General features: G+C 57.5%; 15 protein-coding genes and 2 pseudogenes. 11 read left to right on the plus strand and 6 right to left on the minus strand.

What is annotated here, in order from left to right:
• From repA to repC, 3 genes are all read left to right on the plus strand, one after another.
• A complete protein-coding gene (gene repA / locus J3P73_RS31280) occupies positions 1–1,218 on the plus strand; it encodes a plasmid partitioning protein RepA (protein ID WP_018071682.1) in 1,218 nt (405 codons plus the stop codon).
• Entirely contained in the window at positions 1,215–2,204 is a 990-nt protein-coding gene (gene repB / locus J3P73_RS31285) for a plasmid partitioning protein RepB (protein WP_018496358.1), read from the plus strand. The genes repA and repB overlap by 4 nt, the downstream gene beginning before the upstream one ends.
• A 199-nt stretch (positions 2,205–2,403) precedes the next feature.
• Positions 2,404–3,711 (plus strand): plasmid replication protein RepC, encoded by a 1,308-nt coding sequence (repC, locus tag J3P73_RS31290; protein WP_018496359.1) that lies wholly within the window; start codon positions 2,404–2,406, stop codon positions 3,709–3,711.
• Between the two features lie 171 nt (positions 3,712–3,882).
• Here the strand turns inward: repC and J3P73_RS31295 are convergent.
• The 3 genes and pseudogenes from J3P73_RS31295 to J3P73_RS31300 form a co-directional block, all read right to left on the minus strand.
• A pseudogene (locus J3P73_RS31295) lies at positions 3,883–4,390 on the minus strand (site-specific integrase); the annotation flags it as partial.
• A pseudogene (locus J3P73_RS37810) lies at positions 4,380–4,490 on the minus strand (type II toxin-antitoxin system VapC family toxin); the annotation flags it as partial. The pseudogenes J3P73_RS31295 and J3P73_RS37810, both read right to left, overlap by 11 nt.
• A complete protein-coding gene (locus J3P73_RS31300) occupies positions 4,487–4,777 on the minus strand; it encodes a type II toxin-antitoxin system Phd/YefM family antitoxin (protein WP_018496360.1) in 291 nt (96 codons plus the stop codon). The gene J3P73_RS31300 and the pseudogene J3P73_RS37810, both read right to left, overlap by 4 nt.
• A 189-nt stretch (positions 4,778–4,966) precedes the next feature.
• Between J3P73_RS31300 and J3P73_RS31305 the strand changes: the two genes are divergently transcribed.
• From J3P73_RS31305 to J3P73_RS31320, 4 genes are all read left to right on the plus strand, one after another.
• Positions 4,967–6,097 carry an RHE_PE00001 family protein gene (locus J3P73_RS31305; protein ID WP_018495932.1) on the plus strand — a complete coding sequence of 377 codons (1,131 nt, stop codon included), beginning with the start codon at positions 4,967–4,969 and terminating at the stop codon, positions 6,095–6,097.
• Positions 6,098–6,230: 133 nt separating this feature from the next.
• Positions 6,231–7,160, plus strand: coding sequence for a hypothetical protein (locus J3P73_RS31310; protein WP_026238741.1), 930 nt, complete (start codon positions 6,231–6,233; stop codon positions 7,158–7,160).
• A 208-nt stretch (positions 7,161–7,368) separates the two neighbouring features.
• Positions 7,369–8,697, plus strand: coding sequence for an SIR2 family protein (locus tag J3P73_RS31315; RefSeq protein WP_207580133.1), 1,329 nt, complete (start codon positions 7,369–7,371; stop codon positions 8,695–8,697).
• The gene (locus J3P73_RS31320) at positions 8,694–8,912 is read left to right on the plus strand and encodes a hypothetical protein (protein WP_207580134.1); all 219 of its coding nucleotides are present in this window, start codon (positions 8,694–8,696) and stop codon (positions 8,910–8,912) included. Before J3P73_RS31315 ends, J3P73_RS31320 begins: the two co-directional genes overlap by 4 nt.
• Positions 8,913–8,918: 6 nt before the next feature.
• On the opposite strand, the gene istB is transcribed toward J3P73_RS31320, so the two are convergent.
• Together istB and istA are read right to left on the minus strand one after the other, a co-directional pair.
• On the minus strand, positions 8,919–9,719 hold the full coding sequence (gene istB, locus J3P73_RS31325; protein ID WP_130693048.1) for an IS21-like element ISSme2 family helper ATPase IstB: 801 nt from the start codon (positions 9,717–9,719) through the stop codon (positions 8,919–8,921).
• The gene (gene istA, locus J3P73_RS31330; protein ID WP_130718813.1) at positions 9,719–11,008 is read right to left on the minus strand and encodes an IS21 family transposase; all 1,290 of its coding nucleotides are present in this window, start codon (positions 11,006–11,008) and stop codon (positions 9,719–9,721) included. The genes istB and istA overlap by 1 nt, the downstream gene beginning before the upstream one ends.
• Positions 11,009–11,202: 194 nt before the next feature.
• Between istA and J3P73_RS31335 the strand changes: the two genes are divergently transcribed.
• From J3P73_RS31335 to J3P73_RS31350, 4 genes are all read left to right on the plus strand, one after another.
• Positions 11,203–11,448: a hypothetical protein gene (locus J3P73_RS31335; protein ID WP_207580135.1), complete on the plus strand. Its 246-nt coding sequence runs from the start codon at positions 11,203–11,205 to the stop codon at positions 11,446–11,448.
• Positions 11,445–13,475 carry an AAA family ATPase gene (locus tag J3P73_RS31340; protein ID WP_207580136.1) on the plus strand — a complete coding sequence of 677 codons (2,031 nt, stop codon included), beginning with the start codon at positions 11,445–11,447 and terminating at the stop codon, positions 13,473–13,475. Before J3P73_RS31335 ends, J3P73_RS31340 begins: the two co-directional genes overlap by 4 nt.
• An 18-nt stretch (positions 13,476–13,493) precedes the next feature.
• On the plus strand, positions 13,494–15,779 hold the full coding sequence (locus J3P73_RS31345) for an nSTAND3 domain-containing NTPase (protein ID WP_207580137.1): 2,286 nt from the start codon (positions 13,494–13,496) through the stop codon (positions 15,777–15,779).
• Positions 15,780–15,881: 102 nt separating this feature from the next.
• Complete coding sequence (locus J3P73_RS31350) at positions 15,882–17,195, plus strand: DUF4062 domain-containing protein (RefSeq protein ID WP_280526933.1); 1,314 nt, start codon at positions 15,882–15,884, stop codon at positions 17,193–17,195.
• Between the two features lie 79 nt (positions 17,196–17,274).
• On the opposite strand, the gene J3P73_RS31355 is transcribed toward J3P73_RS31350, so the two are convergent.
• Positions 17,275–19,164 carry a hypothetical protein gene (locus J3P73_RS31355; protein ID WP_207580139.1) on the minus strand — a complete coding sequence of 630 codons (1,890 nt, stop codon included), beginning with the start codon at positions 19,162–19,164 and terminating at the stop codon, positions 17,275–17,277.
• Between the last annotated feature and the right edge of the window lie 5 nt (positions 19,165–19,169).

A 19,169-nucleotide genomic window follows, 5' to 3' on the forward strand; every position in this document is an offset into this window, starting at 1 on the left:
ATGCCGACTAAGGCCGCGATTGTTGAGAAAGCCAAGAGAGCGACGCGAGTCTCGATCGACGAGACGATCGCACAGGACTCGACGATGCTCAGCAGTCAATTGCAGGTGCTGTTCGAGCGGTTGTTTTCGCCCGACGCCCGCAAATCGCTAAGGCGGTTCAGCAGCACCGAGACTGCCAAGCTGCTCGGCGTCACCGACAGCTATGTTCGCCACCTCGCCGCCCAGGTGGAAAGCATCAATCCGGAAAAGACTGCCGCCGGTCGACGAGTGTTCTCGCTTGAGGAAATCCATGCAATGCGCCACCATCTCGGGCGCACCAAACCCTCCTATCTGCCGATGCGCCGACCGGGCGACCATCTCCAGGTCATCGCCGTCACCAATTTCAAAGGTGGCTCGGGCAAAACGACGACATCGATCCACCTGGCGCAGTTCCTGGCCCTTCGCGGCTACCGCGTGCTCGCCGTCGATCTCGATCCGCAGGCATCGATGTCGGCGATGCTCGGATATCAGCCCGAATTCGACGTCGGCGAAAACGAGACGCTTTACGGGGCCATCAAATATGACGAAACGCGCCGCGACGTAGCCGACATCGTTCGCCAGACCTATTTTCCGGGGCTCGATCTCATTCCCGGCAATCTCGAACTGCACGAGTTCGAACACGATACCCCAAAGGCGCTCGCCGACACCAACCGCGACGACAAGGACATGTTCTTCATGCGGGTCGGCAATGCGCTGCATTCGCTGGAGCAGAGCTACGATGTCGTCATCATCGATTGCCCGCCGACGCTCGGCTTTCTGACGCTGTCTGCTCTGTGCGCTGCCACCTCGGTTCTCATCACCGTCCATCCGCAGATGCTCGACGTGGCGTCGATGAACCAGTTCCTGACGATGACCTCCGACCTTCTGGCCGTGGTCAAGCAGGCAGGCGGCAATCTCGATTATGATTGGATGCGCTATCTGATCACCCGTTATGAGTCCAATGATGGACCGCAGGCGCAGATCGTCGCCTTCCTGCGCAGTCTGTTCGGCGAGCGCGTGCTGACATCGATGATGGTCAAGTCGACGGCGGTCTCGGATGCGGGCCTGTCGAAGCAGACAATTTACGAGGCTGGACGCGAGACGATGCATCGCCAGACCTATGACCGCGGCGTTGAATCCGTCGACAGCGTCAATGCCGAGGTCGAGCAACTCATTCGCAGCGCATGGAGCAGGACATGAGCCCAAAAGGACGCGACATCCTGAAGAGCATGGTCGGCGCCGTCGAGCCGACACGGCCGGAAGTGCCAAGCGTGCAACAGCCGCATCGGCCATCGGGCGCTGTCAAGGCGATGAACCTGTCGCTTGGACGGCTGGGAGAGGAAGCAGCCGCCGCCAAGGCGCTACGCGAATCGCTGGCCTCCGGCGACAAGGTGCTGGAGATCGATCCGGCTTCCGTCGAAATGTCCTTCATCCGCGACCGTATCCCGGTCGACAAGGATGCCGAGTTCGAGCGATTGAAGCAGTCCATCCAGGAAAGCGGACAGCAGGTTCCAATTCTGGTGCGGCCGGACCCGGCAAGGGCCGGGCACTACCAGGCCGCCTATGGCCACAGGCGCCTGCGGGCGGCCGCAGAGATCGGGGTTCCTGTTAAGGCCGTTGTCCGAAAGCTCACAGATGAAGAGCTGATCCTTGCACAGGGTCAGGAGAACGGCCCCCGTGTCGACTTGAGTTTTATCGAGCGGGCATTGTTTGCACGCCGCATGGACGAGCATGGCTTCAGCCGTGACATGATTGCCAAGGCGCTGGCGACAGACAAGCCGGAAACGTCAAGGCTCCTGCAGGTGGCTCAGACGATCGATCCCGAGATCATTCTCGCCATCGGGCCGGCCCCCAAGGTCGGACGCCCGCGCTGGTTGGCGTTTGCCGAGAAATTCAGAGAGACGGGCGGGCAGAAAAAGGCGCAGGCTGCCATCAGAGCTGCTGGTTTCGTGACGTTGGAGACCAACAGCCGCTTCGATGTCATCTGGAAGGCGGTAGAGGAGAAGAGTGCACCTCAGCGGGCCGAGCAGACGCTCCGGACCCAGGGCGGTGCGCCGCTTGCTTTGGTGGCCCGCTCCGGCAAAACCTTTCGCATCACCGTCAAATCGGCGGCGTTTTCGGAATTCCTGGCTCAGCGGTTGATAGGCCTCGCCGCCGAGTTTGAAGAGGAAAATGAAGGAAAATGAGGCAATTAGACCGGTTGTCAGCTGACAATTCGGATAGGAGTTAACGCGCAAAAGAAAAAAGCCCCCGAACGTCACCGTCACGGAAGCTTTCCTCGTAGTCCTGAACACCTCCGAGAATCGCACTTCCGAGAATCGCTGTCAAGAGTTTTTGGCGCCGTTTTGGTGAGCGGATTTCTTTTGCCTCGTTGAGGTGGAAGATATGGAAACCGGAAGTGTAACGACGCCCTTCGGGCGGCGGTCGATGACGCTTGGCATGCTCGCAAGCCAGGTCATGGCCGGGGAGATCAAACCGGATCAGTCGGTCGATAAGTGGAAATTGTTTCGCGCGCTGTGCGAAGCAAAGCCGCTGCTCGGCATTGGCGATCGGGCGCTTGCCGTGCTCAACGCGCTTTTGAGCTTTTATCCGAAGAACGAACTGGCCCAGGGAAACGGTTTGATCGTCTTCCCGTCGAATATCCAGCTTTCGCTCAGAACGCATGGCATGGCCGAACAGACGGTGCGGCGTCATCTCGCCGCGCTCGTCGACGCAGGTCTTCTCCTGCGCAAGGACAGCCCCAACGGCAAGCGTTACGTCCGCAGGGACAGGGCAGGGGAGGTCGACGAGGCGTTCGGCTTCTCGCTGGCGCCGCTCCTTGCCCGTGCCGACGAGATCGAACAGCTCGCGGCCTCGGTGATGGCTGATCGGCTGCATGTCCAGCGTCTGCGTGAACGCATCACTCTTTGCCGCCGTGACATTGCAAAACTGATCGAGGCGGCCGTTGAAGAAGACATCCCGGGGGATTGGCAAGGTCTCTACAGCGAATTTAGGGACCTGATCGAAGGCCTGCCGCGATCGCCGACGACAGCACAGCTTGAACTGTTGCTGGATGAATTGACGGGCCTGCGGACAAATATCCTTAACCAGCTGGAAATTCAGGTTAAATCAACAAAACAGCGCGGCAATGCCGTTTATATCGAGCGTCACATACAGAATTCAAACCCCGAATCTACTTCTGAACTTGAACCAAGCTTCGAACCGAAGCAGGGCGCGATCGCTGAGCCAGACAACGACCGAGGGTTCGTGACGGCAGCGAAGGGAAGGGGTGAGACAGGCCACCCCTTCGAGCAGAAGGAGGAAGAGCAAAGTCGACGGCCGGGGGTCCGCAATGATGGTGGCGGACTGAAATCCTTCCCACTCGGCCTGGTTCTGCAGGCCTGCCCGGAAATCCTTGCCTATGGGCCAGATGGCGCGATCCGCAACTGGCGCGATCTGATGGCCGCAGCCGTCATCGTTCGATCGATGCTGGGTGTCAGTCCGTCGGCCTACGAAGAGGCCGCCAATGTGATGGGTCCGGAAAATGCAGCGACCGTGATGGCATGCATCCTGGAGCGAGGCGGCCACATTAATTCGGCCGGGGGCTATCTTCGTGGCCTGACGCGGCGAAGCGAAAAGGGCGAATTCGCGATCGGCCCGATGCTGATGGCGCTTCTGCGGGCAAATGCGCCGGCCGGGCGGAAAGTTGGATAGGCCTTGGGCTCCGGGCGGGCGGCGCCGGTAGCTAAGCTCGGGCAAAAGTCTGCAGGCTGCTACGAAGAGCTCTGGCGCGAAAGCCTTCGAAAGGAGTCTTTGGTTTTGCGGATCGTATGGTTGCGAGGTTTCGTTTTCGCAGGTAGCTACCGCCGCAAAGTGGTGCAAGCTTCAGAACAGGCGTGCAGCGGGCCCCTTTCGCCGATCGGCATCGCTATAATAGCTGGAGGCCTGTTGAACTGAGCGGGGGCGGGATTGCTCCATCGCCTCAAGAAGAGGGATCCTGCGGTTAGCAGCCTCGGTCAGATAACCGGAGCGTAGTCCGTGCGCCGAAAACTCCCCAGGCTCCAGCCCAGCCTCTGCCACCCGCCGCTTGACGATATCGTTGACCGCTTTTGGGTCGAGCGCCCGACGGGATACATTGCCCCGGCGATCGATCCCACGAAACACACTGCCGCTGTCAATCTTGGCTGACGATATCGAGGCGTGCAGCGCCTCCACGGGTCGCGCCTGTGAGATAGACGACGTCGTCACGGCTGGTGCTGGAATTCTTGGTGCGGCCGAGATGGATCGACAGCGAGGGGATGTCGGCCTCACTCGTGACTGGCGGCTTGATCGTCAACTGCTCGCTGCGCAAACTGGCCACTTCGCTGCGCCGGCGGCCGCCTGACGAGGACGCAGTTGGTCTTGTCCTCGATCAGCGACCGGGCCATGCCGGACAACCGGTCGCTGCCGATTGTCCGGCACTAGACGGCTTGGCTGTCGAGCAAAACCTTCATGCCTTGGGCTCGCGGTCGGCTGGCCTGCGCCGCCAGACACCGATGTCGTCATTCCAGTCGCCGGCGTCGATTGCCGCCTGTTCTGGATCGACCTCGTCGAACAGATCGTCCGGCAGGCCGCGCTGGCGCAGCAGGCCGTATGGGCGTTTTCCGTCATCGGCCGGGCCAATGCGGCCATAGATCTCATTGCCGCGCATGATGATGATTTCCTCGCCCTGGTTGGCACGTTCGAGCGCCGTTGCGAAAGTCTTGCGCGCGTCGCTGATCATATAGATCGTGTGGGCCATCGAGACGTCCGGGATTTTCTGGCGTAAAGCACGATACCATCGCCAAAGCGGCCGTCCTACAGCTGTGTACGCATCACTTCCGATAAGAGGTACTTATCGATGGTTAGAACCCCAACTCGCATTCATACCATGTGAGGAACCACAATATTGATATAGAGTTCCTTTAGGAATTCGTTTACCATAAAATCAATGGCTTATGATCTCACGAAAATCAGCATGACAGCGCTTTTGGAGCCGGCTTTTCGGGCGGGTATCGAATTGGCGCGTCTCGACGAACGCGTTGCCCGATCGCGTGTCGGGCAAGGCCTCCTCGAACGGTCCCAATTCACCGATGCCTGCGCCTCGCTGTGGATCGACGGCGAACTTGTTCACCTCGAAGACCTCGTCCTCCACGACGCCACGAAGGATATTCGCGCGCCAACCCGCGAGCTGACAATCGCCCGCGACGTTCTGCGCACCCGTCGGCGTATCGCCGCGCAGGCACCCGGCTGGGCGTTGTCGAGCGACGGTCTCCGCTCGCTACGGAAAACCTCGGAGATCGGGTCGGACGGCGGGGACGAGGCGACGACGGCCGAAGTTATTTGGCCGGCGGCCGCGATCTATGCGCAAGGGGAGGGGGAGGAAGGTGACGACATCGAAAACCTTCCTGGCGTCGACTATGCCGCCATCGATGCGGTTCTGGCCCGATCGGAGGCCGTGATCGCGCAAGCCAAGAAGCCTAGCCTAGCCAGCGCGGCGGAAAAAGATCCGCTGGTTTATGATCTCGACTGGGACGAAGACGCGCGGCTGGAAGAATGGCGCAGCGTCTTGCGACATGCCCAAGATTTTCCGGCAGTACTGCAGGCAATCGTCGCCCTTGATGCATGGAACGAGCTTGCCGTTCTTCAGCACGCGCCCTGGCTCGGACGGCTGTTGTCCGCCTCAATATTGCACCAGGCCGGCGTCACCAGCGGGGCCCATCTTGCGGCGATCAACACCGGCCTCAGAACCATCCCGGTGGATCGGCGCCGACATCGCGATCGCGAGACCCGGCTGCTTGCCATCGCCCATGGCCTGCTTGCGGCCGCCGAGATTGGCTTGAAAGAGCATGGCCGACTGACGCTGGCGAAGACAATGATGGACCGAAAGCTGGACGGGCGCCGGACGTCTTCGAAATTGCCGGAGCTGGTCGAGCTGGTGATGGCGAAACCGCTCGTGTCGGCCAAGATGGTGGCGAAAACGCTCGAGGTCACGCCGCAGGCGGCGCGGCGGATTGTTATGGAGCTCGGCCTGAGGGAGATGACCGGCCGGGGGCGGTTTCGGGCGTGGGGGGTGCTATAAAGTGCCGCTGTGATCAGACCAGAACTCACTTAAATCATCTCGAAAACTGCGCTGGATATCTTTTTACTGGAGTGGCAACTATACGGCATTAAATCCCTGGTGGTTGCTGACGAACTAATGGCTTGATCGAGACATGACCTCAGACTCTGATGCAAAACGCTTGGCTATCGAAGTGATAGCGACACTGGTCAATGTGAAGAAGACAGCCGCGGACCAGCTGCTCCGTAGGGGCGGTGTTCCTGAACAGTTGATCAAGCAATTTCTGACCGATCGTGACCCCGCAACGGGAAGCAAGAGATCAAAACGTGATGCGGCGGCTGTCTTACTCGAAGGACTTGCGAGGAATAGTCAGGACGAGGAAGTAATTCAAAACCTTATCACTATTGCCTCGGAGTGGAGCGCGTTTCATCTGGCCCAGAATGAATATCAGGCGCGTGCAGTTGTTCAGAAAGCTCTAGAATTGCGCCGTGTCATCGAAGCAAACGAAGATCGGGCTCGTTCCGAGGCGAAGGCTGAGCTGGATGCAGCTCAGCTAAATCGTGCGCGGGAGGAACGCGACACACGGGCAAAACAGAGCGCTCTGTTACTCGCGCAGTTTGACCACATGGCTTCGTCCGACGACCACCAACAACGTGGCTATCTGTTGGAGGACCTTTTAAATCGAGTATTCAACCTTCATTCGATCCCGGTCCATCGAGCGTTCCGTCGCAACGAAGGCGCAGAGCAAATCGATGCTGCATTCGAGTTCGACGGTTGGCACTACATTGTTGAATGTCGCTGGCGTCAACGTCTAGCTGACATCCGCCAGCTGGACGGGCTGTCAGGTCAGGTGTCACGCTCGGGACGTCAAACAATGGGGCTGTTCCTGTCGATCAACGGCTGGTCCAACAATGTAATCCCTCTTTTGAAGCAGAATCCCGAAAAGACTATCTTTTTGATGGAAGGCTTCGATCTGCGCGCTGTGCTCGACCAGCGGATCGACCTACGTGGCCTCCTAAAAGCAAAACTCGCGGCGCTTAATTTCGAGGCAGAGCCGTATAAGTCGGTGATGGCGCTTCTTTGATATCTTGGAAAAATCCTGGCCCTGCGCTCTGCGCGAAAGCAATCGTCAGAGCATGCTAGAGCGAATGAAGGTAACCAAGAGCATCTCTTCATTTTTCACATACTAGCGCGACAATTCCAAGTAGTGCCAGTGAAGTATTTTGGATTGACGTCTCTGGCCTTTACTGCCGCTCCATGCAAGATAGTGAGCGACAGGAGTCACCTCAAACATGCTTCAAAACATCGATTTAGCCACTGCGGTTGAATATGCCCTCGATGGCATGATGAATGATCGGCAGGTTGTATTATTAGGCGCTGGTCTATCCATGGCGCCGCCCAGCAGCCTTCCTGGTGCTTGGAAGCTGGCAGAAGAGGCAAAGGCAAAATATGATATGCAGCATGGGGCGACCCGCGCCCCACTCTCGCCGGATATCGAAGAGCAGGCTGACTTCTTCTTTCAGCGCGGTGAACTCTCAACAGTTTACCTGGCTAATCTGATCGACAACCATGTTTTCGCAGGAATACCGAATGCGGGTCATAGCGCCACCGCGGACCTCCTACTCTGTGGAGCCTTCCGCCTTGGGATCACCACCAACGTCGACACTTTGATCGAGACGGCAGGTCACCACCTTCTCGGCCAAGTGTTCGTCAGTATTGATGGACATGCAGCTGCTGCGGCCCCGATATCCGCTTCTCCATTGTTGAAGATCCACGGCTGCTGGACAATTGATCGGCCAAATACGATCTGGACTCAGAGCCAGATCGCGGTTGAGCCGGTGAGGTCTCGGATAGACCATAGTGCTGAGTGGCTGGCACAACAGCTGCTCAACCGTGATCTGCTCATTATCGGGTACTCGACAGACTGGACTTACCTGAACTCAGTCCTTGAAAGGGCCCTCGGTGCTGTAAACCCGGCTAGAATTTTGATTGTTGATCCAGTCGCGTCGGCCGACTACGTCGCAAAGGCTCCGTTTCTTTCTGCCTTGGGCGACGCATGCGCGAACGGGAATTACCACTTGCAAGCGTCTGGCGCAGAGTTTCTGGACCACCTGCGCGCCGCATACTCTCGCAGCTTTGTCAGACAGGCGCTTATGCACGGCGTCGTTCTCTATCAGGAGGTATATGGCGCTGCGCCAACTGGCGGTCTGTTGGAGCCGCCACAGATAACGAACCAAGAATTTTGGCAGCTGAGACGCGACTTGCTAGGGTGCGAACCTTTCAAACCGATTGTTCTAAGCCGACCGCATGCAGAGCCGTTGGTCGGCCTCACGGTTCTTCAGCTTCGGCGGCTAGGCGGCGTTGCTGATGGTTCATATTGGATGCTCAATGGAAATCGATTTCGCATCGTTCGGGCTGCGAATGAGGCGCTTCACAAAGTCGAGGCCAGGTATGCGCGGGAAACAGCGCCCGCAGCTGCGCCGGATGTCGTGGTAGCAGTAGGCGCGCAAGATCTGGGTCTGCCGGCCAACGTTGCCCGAGCTCCGACGGGGACGATTGCTCGTGGGGCAAGCAGTCGCTGGATAACGCGAGAAGCTGCACAACAGGAGTTTTTCCAGTGACCGCCCTTTTGGACAATGCGATTGAAGTGCTCGTCGATGCGCAGTTTTCGATCGACCGGGAGACCGGCCTTGAGCATGCGATCGCTTTTGAGTCGCCAACAGTTTTGGGATTCCTCTTCGTGTATGATAACCCTTCGCAGTTGCTTTCACTATGGTACGGCGACTCTTGTCAAGCGAAGCGAAGAATTGACCCCCTTGCCGAATTGAAGAACTGACCCCCGTCATTTGTTTGTGGTTTCGTTGGTTTCGAGCGCCGCTCCGGTCTTCTGCAGAAGACCGGAGCGGCGCTTTTCGCGAAGCCGGTAGCTGTCCCCTCGGATGGTCATCACCGTCGAATGGTGAAGCAGTCTGTCCAATATTGCGGTGGCTACGACGGGGTCTCCAAAAACACTCCCCCATTCGCCGACGGAGCGGTTTGAGGTGATCAGGACCGAACCTTTCTCATAGCGCCGGGATACAAGTTGGAAGAACAGATGGGCGGCGTTGGCCTCGAAGGGAAGATAGCCCAGTTCGTCGATGATCAGCAGCTTCGGTCGCGACAGGAGTGTCAGCTGTTTGTCGAGCGTGCCGTCGCTGTGGGCCTTGGCCAGCATCGCCACCAAGGTAGCTGCCGTGACGAACTGAACGTTGTAATTCTGACGGATCGCCTCGCGGCCGAGGCTCACGGCCAGATGGGTCTTTCCCGTTCCAGGCGGCCCGAGGAACAGAACCGTATCGCCGTGGGCGATCCAGCGGCAAGTTGCCAGTTCCCTGATCTGACCTGGATCCAGCGATGGCTGCGCCTCGAAGTCGAAGCCGTCCAGTTCACGCACGAAAGGGAACTGTGCCAGCTTGCTTGACATGGAGATGCGCCGCTCATCTCGCCGTGCGATTTCGCGCGACACCAGGAACGCTAACGCTTCACGCAGGTTCATCTTTGAACGGGCCGCCTCATCCAGCAGCGTATCGAGCTGGTCGCGGATTGCCGTCAACTTCAGCCGATCGAGAGTTGCGATCAGCAAGTCGTGGTCAACGTTTGCCATCACCATCCTCCTCCGACGACAGCTTCGTATTCCGCAAGCGGACGCAAAAGAGCGGGAAGCGGAAGCTCAACGGGTGCGATGGCTCGCACCAGTCCATCTGCTCCGGCCACGCCGACAAAATGAGCCCGGTCTACGATCCGTTGTCGCCGTCCTGCGCAAACCGCATGATCGGCCACCACCTGGCCGGCATGTCGTATGATGACGCGGCCAGCCAACACCACTACCTGAACACTCTCGCCGATCAGGCGCCAGGGAACCGAATAGCTGTTCGTGTCGAGGTCGACGGCGCAATCTGACTGAACTTTGCGAACGAGATCCCGCAACTGTCCAAACGGTGCCCGACCCGCCAGGGGGCGTAGCGCCTTCGCCTCATCGCCAAACCGATCTGCCGGTTTGATGCCGGTGGTCCCGTGCTCGCGCTGATCGGCAACCTCGCGTGTCCACCGATCTAGATGTGCCTCAAATGCGGCCCAGCTCTCGAAGCGGCGACCAGCGATTGCGTTCTTCTTGACGTAACCAACCCCGCGCTCGTCCTTGCCTTTCGTGCGGGCTCGATATGGTGCGCAAGCCCGTGGCATGAAGCCCCAGTACCGAGCGAAGGCATGCAGACGCTCATTGAATCTCACCTCACGCGTCACCGCATCATGATGCTCGACCAGAGCCTTGGCATTGTCGATCAGCACTTCCGCGGGAATTCCCCCGAACCGCAGGAAAGCGCCTTCCATTCCTTCGAACCAGTCCGTTTGGCGCTCCCTGAGCGAGACACGCGTGTGCAAACGACGCGAGTAACTGAGCGTTCCGACGAACACGTGGATGCGAACCCGCTCGCCCCCGATCCACACCTTCGTGTCGCCAAAGTCGATCTGCATTTGATGGCCAGGAGCCGTCTCAAAGCGAACTGTCGCACGTTTCTGCGCCTTCAATTCCCGCCGCCAATGACGAACTCTCAATTCCACTGAGCGCAGGCCGATGATGATGCCGTGCTCACTCGCCAACTCCTGACGGATTACATCTGAGTTGCCATCGTGCCGGAAAAAGCGCTCGCGTAGCCAGTCATCAAGTCCATCGAAAGCAGTTCGACGAACCGGCCTTTTGAAAGGTGTTGCGCCGCCCTCTCGTAGATATCGCCGAACCGTATTACGGGCACAGCCGAATTCCTTCGATAAGCGCTTGGCGCCCCAACCCAGCTCATGCAGCCGCAACATTGCCACCACCTCATCAGCCTGAAGCATATCCCCGTCCTGCATCGTTCGCGACAATGCAGGATGCGTCGAAATCTCGTTCGTCATCCATCTCTCCTCGTTTTGATACGAGGGGTCAGTTCTTCGTTTCGTTAGGGGGTCAATTTCTCATTTCGCCCGACAACTCTGGCAAGATCACCAGTGAACGGCGCTTTCAGCTCAGATCTGCGGGCGCGAAGGCATGGAACACTTATGTAATCTTGCTTTCCCAGGCGGCCGCTACCGAGGTTCAGTCCGTAGCCATGACTGGGATCGAGGAAGATCTGTCGGGGACAAGGAAGATCGCGCGGGCGGGAATCCGGGGTCATGAGGATACTCGCAACGCGTTGCTATCTTTGCTTCCGTTGCGGGCCGCTCCCGTCCTTCAGCCCGTCGCCATGTCTGAAGAAATCAAGCAGCGAACGACCGAGCTTCCTACGCAAGTAGTTGATGCATTTCTAGCCCTTGATGATGAAGAACAGCTCGTTCGGCTGTTGGAGGAGCAATGAAGCTGAAATCGGTAAAGTTGCGCGGTTTTCGTGGTTATCGGGACGAGGTGCGCTTCGACTTCGCCTCCGGTTTCACGGTAATCGACGGTCGCAACGGTGTCGGCAAAAGCACGATTTTTGACGCGATCGAGTTCGTGCTAACCGGCAGGATATCAAAGTATGGAGACGCCAAGGCCGCGGGCGAAGGGGTAGGTCACTATCTGTGGTGGACCGGCTATGGCAGCGCAATGCTTGATGGCTTCGCGGAAGTTTCCTTCGAGCAGGACGAAAAGATCTTCACGTTGCGCCGGTCGGTGCTTGAGGAACCGTCTCCCTCTGACTTGGAGCTCATCGAGGAATCATTCGTCGATCAGGATCAGGCACCCAAAGACGCATTGCGTCAATTGTGCGCGGCATCGATCATTCGCGACGAGCATATTGCCGGGCTGAGCTTGGATCTTTCCGAGACAGACCGCTATGCGATGCTCCGACAAGCGATTGGCGCAAATGACGCAGATGAATGGATCGCGCGGGCCAACCGATTGGTTACCGCAGCCAAGAAGCGGCTCGATAGCGCTAAATCGGACATCAATGATGCATCCCAGCAGGTTTCCAATCTTGAACGGCGAGCGGATGAGATCCGGCTTTCTCTTGCCGGCGATCAGGCGATTTCGGAGGCGGCCTCGAGAATAGGTCAGCAGCTCAACTCGGCGGACCCACCGGATATTCTTCTTGCTCGGGCTCGCGAGCTTTTAGCCGCTCGGGAAGGGCAGGTTGAGGCTCTAAGCCGATTTCAGCAACAGGCGGCTACCATGGCCGGGGTCGCTGAGGAGATTGAAAGCCTTGAGGGCCGGGAGCTCGCCCTAGAATCGGAATTGGTCAAGGCTGAGGCCTACCTGGCTTCTTTGCCACCCCTCGGAGTGGCTCAATCGACGCAGCTTTCCTCTAAGGCTCGTGAACTTGTTCATCTGATAACCCTCGGCCAGCGTATGGGACTGGTTCAATCCTCATGTCCAGTTTGCGGCGAGATTCACACGGCCGAAAGTTTCTCGGCCGGTGCTACAAGAATGACCAGACTTGCGAGCGAGATTGATGCCGAGGCCAGCGATCTAGTGAAGGCGGAAGAAGAACGGAGCACCGCAGCGTCTGCCGTGGACCGTTTGAGGTCAGAGCTGTCGGGAATTACAAGTCGGTTTAAGGTGCTTGCAGACCAAAGATCAGCTTACGATGCAAGCCGATCAAATTTAGATCTTCCTCCTGACGACGCGGCGGCAGCTGCTGCGGATCGTCGACGAGACCTCATTAACTCGCTTGAGGGGCTGCATCGCGATATCCGGATACTCAGCACTCTCCGGCAAGATGGCGAGCTTGATACGGTCTTAGGCAGGCTTCAGTCTGCAAAGGATAACTTGGCACGCGCTCAGGAGCGGGCTGGCCGATCACGAAGAGCAGAGGCAACGGCCGCTGCACTATTCGATGCGGCTCGCCGTGCCGGAGCCGAAACCCTCGATCGCCGACTTGATCGCGTTCTACCTCTGATGTCCGAGCTCTATCAACGCCTGAGACCCCACCACCATTGGCGCGATATCGAATACGCGATCCGTGGAGACGTTCGGCGCTTTCTCAGTTTGCGGGTTGGGGATGGTCTCAATCCACAATTTCTGTTCTCCAGCGGTCAACGTCGAGCAACAGGCTTGGCATTTTTGCTCTCTATCAACCTCTCTCTAGCCTGGAGCCGATGGAGGACAATCCTTCTTGATGACCCCGTGCAGCATGTCGACGACTTCAGGACGGTGCATTTGGCCGAGCTCCTAGCGCAGCTGGTGAGCGGTGGCCGACAGATCATCGTTGCCGTCGAGGATGCTGCTCTCGCTGACATGCTGTGTCGACGTTTGCCGATCGCAGGCGAGAATACCGCAAGAAGAATGACGATCGGCAACTCATCGGAAGGAGCGTTCGCGATCATTTCGGAAGAAACGCTTAAACCGCTCCCGCAGACGGTATTCCGAGGGGGTGGGATCACGAGCGGATCAGCGCAGGTGTCGTGACTAAAGGATCAAAAGTAGTTGGCCGATTATGATTTTCATGAGCTTTCAAGCGACGATTTCGAGGTGCTTGTACGAGACCTCCTTCAGGCTGAATGGGGGATACGTATCGAGAGCTTCAAAGCAGGAAAGGATCGGGGCATTGATCTGCGGTATGCGCAAGGCCAAGCGCAGACAATTATCCAGGCCAAACGTTTTATCAAAACGGGCTTTTCCGGGCTGCTTCGCGAACTAAGCAGAGAGACTGCAAAGTTTAGAGCTCTTAAGGCGAGCCGATATGTTCTTGCGACGTCTCTTCCACTGTCTGCCTATAATAAAGATGCGATTGTCCAAACAGTCGGCCCGTCATTTCTTTCACCGTCCGATATCTTCGGGCAGCAGGACATCAACAACTTGCTGGAACGCCATCCCAACATTCACCGTTCCACCGTGAAGCTCTGGTTGGGCAGCAGGGCCGTTCTCGACAGGGTCCTCAATAATGAACAGCATGTCCGCAATAGGCTGCAGATCGAGAAGATCAGCGCCAATGTGCGGCGCTATGTTCCCAGCACGTCCTATTCGAAAGGCATCGGGATCCTTAACCAGGAACGAGTCCTTATCATTTCCGGCCCGCCCGGCGTTGGAAAAACCACGCTCGCCGACATGCTCGCCTATTCTCACATGAACAGTGGCTGGGAAGGCAACTTCATTCGCCGCGATATTGCGGAGGGCGAGCGCATGTTCGAGCGTGAGAAACTGCAGGTATTTGCTTTTGACGATTTTCTCGGAGCAACCTTCTCGGGCGACCGAGGAGGGTTCTTTCTGAAAAATGAAGATCGTGCGATCACCGATTTCATCGCCCTCGTGCGATCTAGTCCTAATTCTCGGCTGATCTTGACGACGCGTGAACACATTTGGCGCCAAGGCATCGGTGTCTCTGAGCGATTGAGAAACGCCGGTCTCGAGGCACACCGTATTGTCATGCCGCTTAATGAATACAGAGTACGCGAACGCGCAAAAATTCTTTATAACCATATCTATTTCGGCGACTTGCCGGACCAATACCGCGACGTCCTGTTGAAAGACGATTTTTACCTTGAGGTCGTCAAACACAACAAATTCAATCCCCGCCTCATCGAATGGCTATCCAGCCATCAGAGAGTGAGTAAGGTCCCGGTCCAGCAATATAAATCCTTCGTCCAGAGACTCTTTCATGATCCGGCTGAAATCTGGCGGCATGCTTACGAGCAAGAGTTGACTGACGCTGGTCGCACGCTGCTGCTGGCGCTCTTTTCCTTGGGCGGAAAAACGAACGGAGCTATGCTCCAACGAGCCTTCGAGAGCCTTCATGCGCATCGAGCCAGCAAATACGGGTTCCGTCGCGGCCCCGGCGATTTTCGTGAAGGCATGGCGGCGGTAAAGAACTCCTTCGTTCGGCCCGTTGGACAAAACGACTTCGAAGTCTTGAATCCGTCAGTACTCGATCTGATGAACTCGGTCGCTCGCGAGATACCAGAAAATGTCGTCGATGGAATGTTCGCAGCCGTGGACCTGAGCCAGGTCGAACGTCTTTGGCAACTGGCACAGACTTCGCCGACCATTTTTACTACGCTGACAAACATGACCGGCAATTTCGCCCAGGTAATAAAGCAGCGCCTCTCTGATGCCAGGCGGATCGTTCAATACACGGGCGGCGAATACGCCGTTGAACTTACCCCCGAGTACAAACTCGCTGTGATCGTTGATCTGACAGACAAACTTCGGAGCGCCGAGTTCCTCGTGATAACTAAGGAGGCTGCGTCGGAAATGGAGCTTTCCTGGCATACAAAAAGAGTTCACCTGCACGATGCCATAAACGCGCTGCGTGCGCTGGAGGGAGCCTCATGGGAGCACGTCCAAGGATTGGTCGATCTGCGGTATCGCATCACAAAAGCAATCATAGCGACCGCTTCAGGCGGGTGCAGTACGGATGAATTGCGCGAGACAATTAGTGTAGTCGATATCGATGATCCTGCTTTTCCGCATGCAAAAGATGCCCTGATCCGTGCGTTTCACTCAGTCACATTGCAGTTTGATAGTGATCTGAGCGGCTGCCAAACCCTCGATGAGCACAAGGGTCTTGTTGAGGACTATGAGTGGTTTTCTGAAACCCTTGGCGTTGATGTGTCATCACAACTGGCCGCGCTGGAAGAGCAAATCGATGAGTTGGAAGCTGTAGATGATGCTCGCACCGACGCAATGATGGACGATTATCGCGAGCGTGCGTTTGAGGCACGGGACTCTGATAGCGAATTGCGAGACCTTTTCGATACCTTGCGCCGCGAGTAGATTCGGATAAGCAGGTTGCGATGGAATAGTCTTCGCATGTTTTGATCGCGCTTGAGGGTGCTCTCGCGCATTGTTTGTATCCTGTTTGCGGGAGGGGGCGTAATGTCGAGCAGATTACGCGTATTCATCAGCAGTACGATGAAGGATCTCGGCGACGCTCGTCGGGCCGTTGCCGCCCGGCTGCGCTCCTTGAACGTCGAACCCGTAAACGCCGAGGATATGCATCCCGACGGTACGTCAAGTTGGAACGCCATCCGCAGCGAAATCGAGACGTCGCATCTCTTCATCCTACTTAGCGGTGATAGCTATGGTTGGGTGCCGAAGGATGGACCGGGAGCGGGGGAGGGACGATCAGTTACCCACATGGAAGCGGATTTCGCCAACTCGATCGGGCTGCCTATCCTACCATTCTTCAAGCGTCTGACCTACGACTCGCCAAGGGACACCGCCGACGCGAAAGGACGGGACGCTTTTCGCCGCGAAGTCGGCGACTGGGAGTCTGGGCGCTTTAGGCAAGAGTTTGATTGGATCGACCAGCTCGAACACAAAGTCGGTGACGCAGTCCTGGATTTGTTTCAGCGCTCGCTTCTCAGAGAGTCAGCGGAGCGCAGGTCTGCCAATCGTGGGTATTCGCGTCTTGGTAATACCCAGAACGGTGGTCTCCTCCCGATCCCCGAAGGCTTTGTGGGCGAAGACCCTATTCTCTTTGCGGGAGCCGGCGTTTCCGCCTCCGCTGGTTTGCCTACCGCAAGCGTAATGGTCGAACTTTTCGGCTCGCGACTCTCTCTCGACCTCGGCGGGGAGAGCATTCTGGCCAGACATCGCTTTGCGGACGTCGCGTTTGCGGTCGAGCGCCGCTTGGGCCGCGAAGCGCTCGAAAGAACGGTTGTACAAGCGTTTGACGTGGTTCAGGGCGTTGTTCCAACGGCGGGTCATTTGTCGGCAGTGGCGAGTTTCCGGCATATCATCACGACGAATTATGACAACCTCTTCGAGCGTGCCTGCATCGCTCGGGGCATTCCGTACAATGTGCAGTCTCCTGGCAGAGAGGCTCGCGGAGAAGGCGAGCAGGTCACGATCTTTCAGCTTGATGGATCGGTGAGTAACCCGTCGAGCTTAGTCGTGACCGAGCCGGACGCTATCAAGGCGCGCAGCGATAGCGGCTACTGGCGTAAAATTGGAGAGGTCATTGGAGATCGGCCGATAGTCGTCATTGGTCACTCGCTCAGAGACGAAAATGCGCGACGTGTCCTGTTAGAGCGCGGGAGTGGGGCCGGTCTGTATGTTTCTATAACCCACGATCCGATGGATGATATTCTGCGCGAGCGTTTCAGCCTCAAGCAATTTGTGGCGGCCGCAGACGACTTCCTACAATCGTATGAGTCTGCTCTTCGTAGTGCCGCGGGCCATACCTAGTTAACGACGGAGGGATGTGGGAATTGACGTCTTTCGCTTCGCTGCTGCCCCTCTACCACTCGCACTGGCAAGGTCTACATCACCGGGACGCATCGGAGGGTTTCGGGCGCATCGCGGCGATCTTGACCACTAGGATACCGTAATCTGAAGGTCCTCTGGTGAGGATCATGGGCCTGTAGGTGAACTCGATATGTTCAGGTTCATCACCCGGTCGCGTCTTGTCCAGGACCAGTAATACGCTCAAGCGCGCGTTGGTTACCTGGTATTGGCTGGTCTGGCTACCGTATCCCGCAAGCAGCGCCTCGAACGAAGCGTCGTGGGTTTCTTGTTTGACTTCGATGACGATCTCGCAAGATTTGTGGACGTAACGGAGGTCGGCTCGCCCGCCGCCCTTTCCTTTAACCTCGTCGTCGATAGCCATACCCCGCGAGCGGCTCCAGGAGTGGAAGTCTTGCTGGAGGTCTTTCTCGATCGGATTTGATTTCACGTGTTTGAAAAGATACCCCGCTTGGCGATTTTGCTCGTAAGAGCTGTTCAGGCGATCTTCGGCGAAACACAGAACACCATGAGCGAGGTCCATGAACCCGGCTTTGTATTCTGAGTGCTGGAAGTCCGGCAGGCCGACAAAGGCCTTTTCGATCGCCTGGATGGCCTCGATAATATATCGCGTGGTCCGCTCACGCGCCCTCTCCATCCGAAACAGGAGAAGATCCTCCAGTTCAATGAAGCCGTCCTTCTGTGCCGCCCGAGCGAGGATGGCGGAGGCCGAGGGGCTGGCGGCTTCCGCTTCTGTAGGGTCCTCGGATCGCTCCGCGAACGCTCTGATGTCCGCCACGAGATTGGCGTCCATACCTTCGGCATAGGTCGCAAGCCATTCCCGAATCGCGGCTATGAAAAGGTGGTTCTCGACGAGGTTCGTCTCAATCTTGGTTCGGATCAGCAACTCGATGCCTACTCCTTGACGAGAACCAAATACCATGGCGCTGGCGTTGTAGGCGAAGAGAAGTTGGTCGTTGATCACCGCTGCAGCGTGAAGCCATGTTCGCTTGGTCAGATTGTTAGCCAAATTCGACAGGCGGATGGACAGTGTAGTGAAGGCGGAGGTTTCCGCGGCCACGTGCCCAAGCAGCGGATCGGGATCGGTCTGCGTCACATAGGCATCGTAGGCAAACGCCGCCTCCGCCAACTCGGCGACGGTGTCCTGGAAGCCAATTACGTCCTGAGACTTCATGAAACTTGTCATCAGATCAATCGCCAACGCGAAGCTCTTGGCCTCGTAGCGGCTATCACGCAGTTTGGCCGACCCGGCAAAATGATCGCGCGCGACGAGTAGTGCCGACATTGCGTTATCTGCGTTCGTGCTCGCCAAGGCTCTGCCGAGCGACAGAAGACCTAGCTCTAGCTTCACTTGGTCGGCGCATTCAGGATAGGCTTCGTAAGCGTGCAGAAATTCGACTAGGCCGCGTTCATCGCGTGTCGCGAGCACTAGCCCCGCGATTCTCGCGGCGTACGGGACTATCGCCAAATCGCTTTCGTCATCGATCGCCGTGATGGCGGCGCTTAGTTGGGTCAACAAACGCTCATGACCCGCCCCCGTTAGATAGGCGCCTTTCAAGGCGGCAATCCTGGTCAATCGGCTGTTTGAGCGATCCTCAAAAAGCGAAAGGAAGCGCTTGAAAATCCGCTTCACTGGTTCGAGCGTGAGGACCGGTTGACGTGCGAAGCGCGCACTGAGCTCTAGGAGAGCGACATCGGAAGTAGTCTCCTCGACAAGGTCAGCCAGGAAAGAGTCAACTTCGACGGCGCGCTCGTCGCGGTGCTGCGCGACAAGATCGAAGAAGAGTTCGGGCGCGCTAGATGCCCCCGCTTCACGTCCCCTAAGCAGGAGTTCGTCGAGACCGCCGAAGGATGCCGTGTCATACGGCTCGTCCCGCTCCAGGAAGCTCATTAACGCGCTATCGAGGGACATCTGCC

Source organism: Rhizobium ruizarguesonis (assembly GCF_017357285.1).
GTDB classification, from domain to species: domain Bacteria; phylum Pseudomonadota; class Alphaproteobacteria; order Rhizobiales; family Rhizobiaceae; genus Rhizobium; species Rhizobium ruizarguesonis.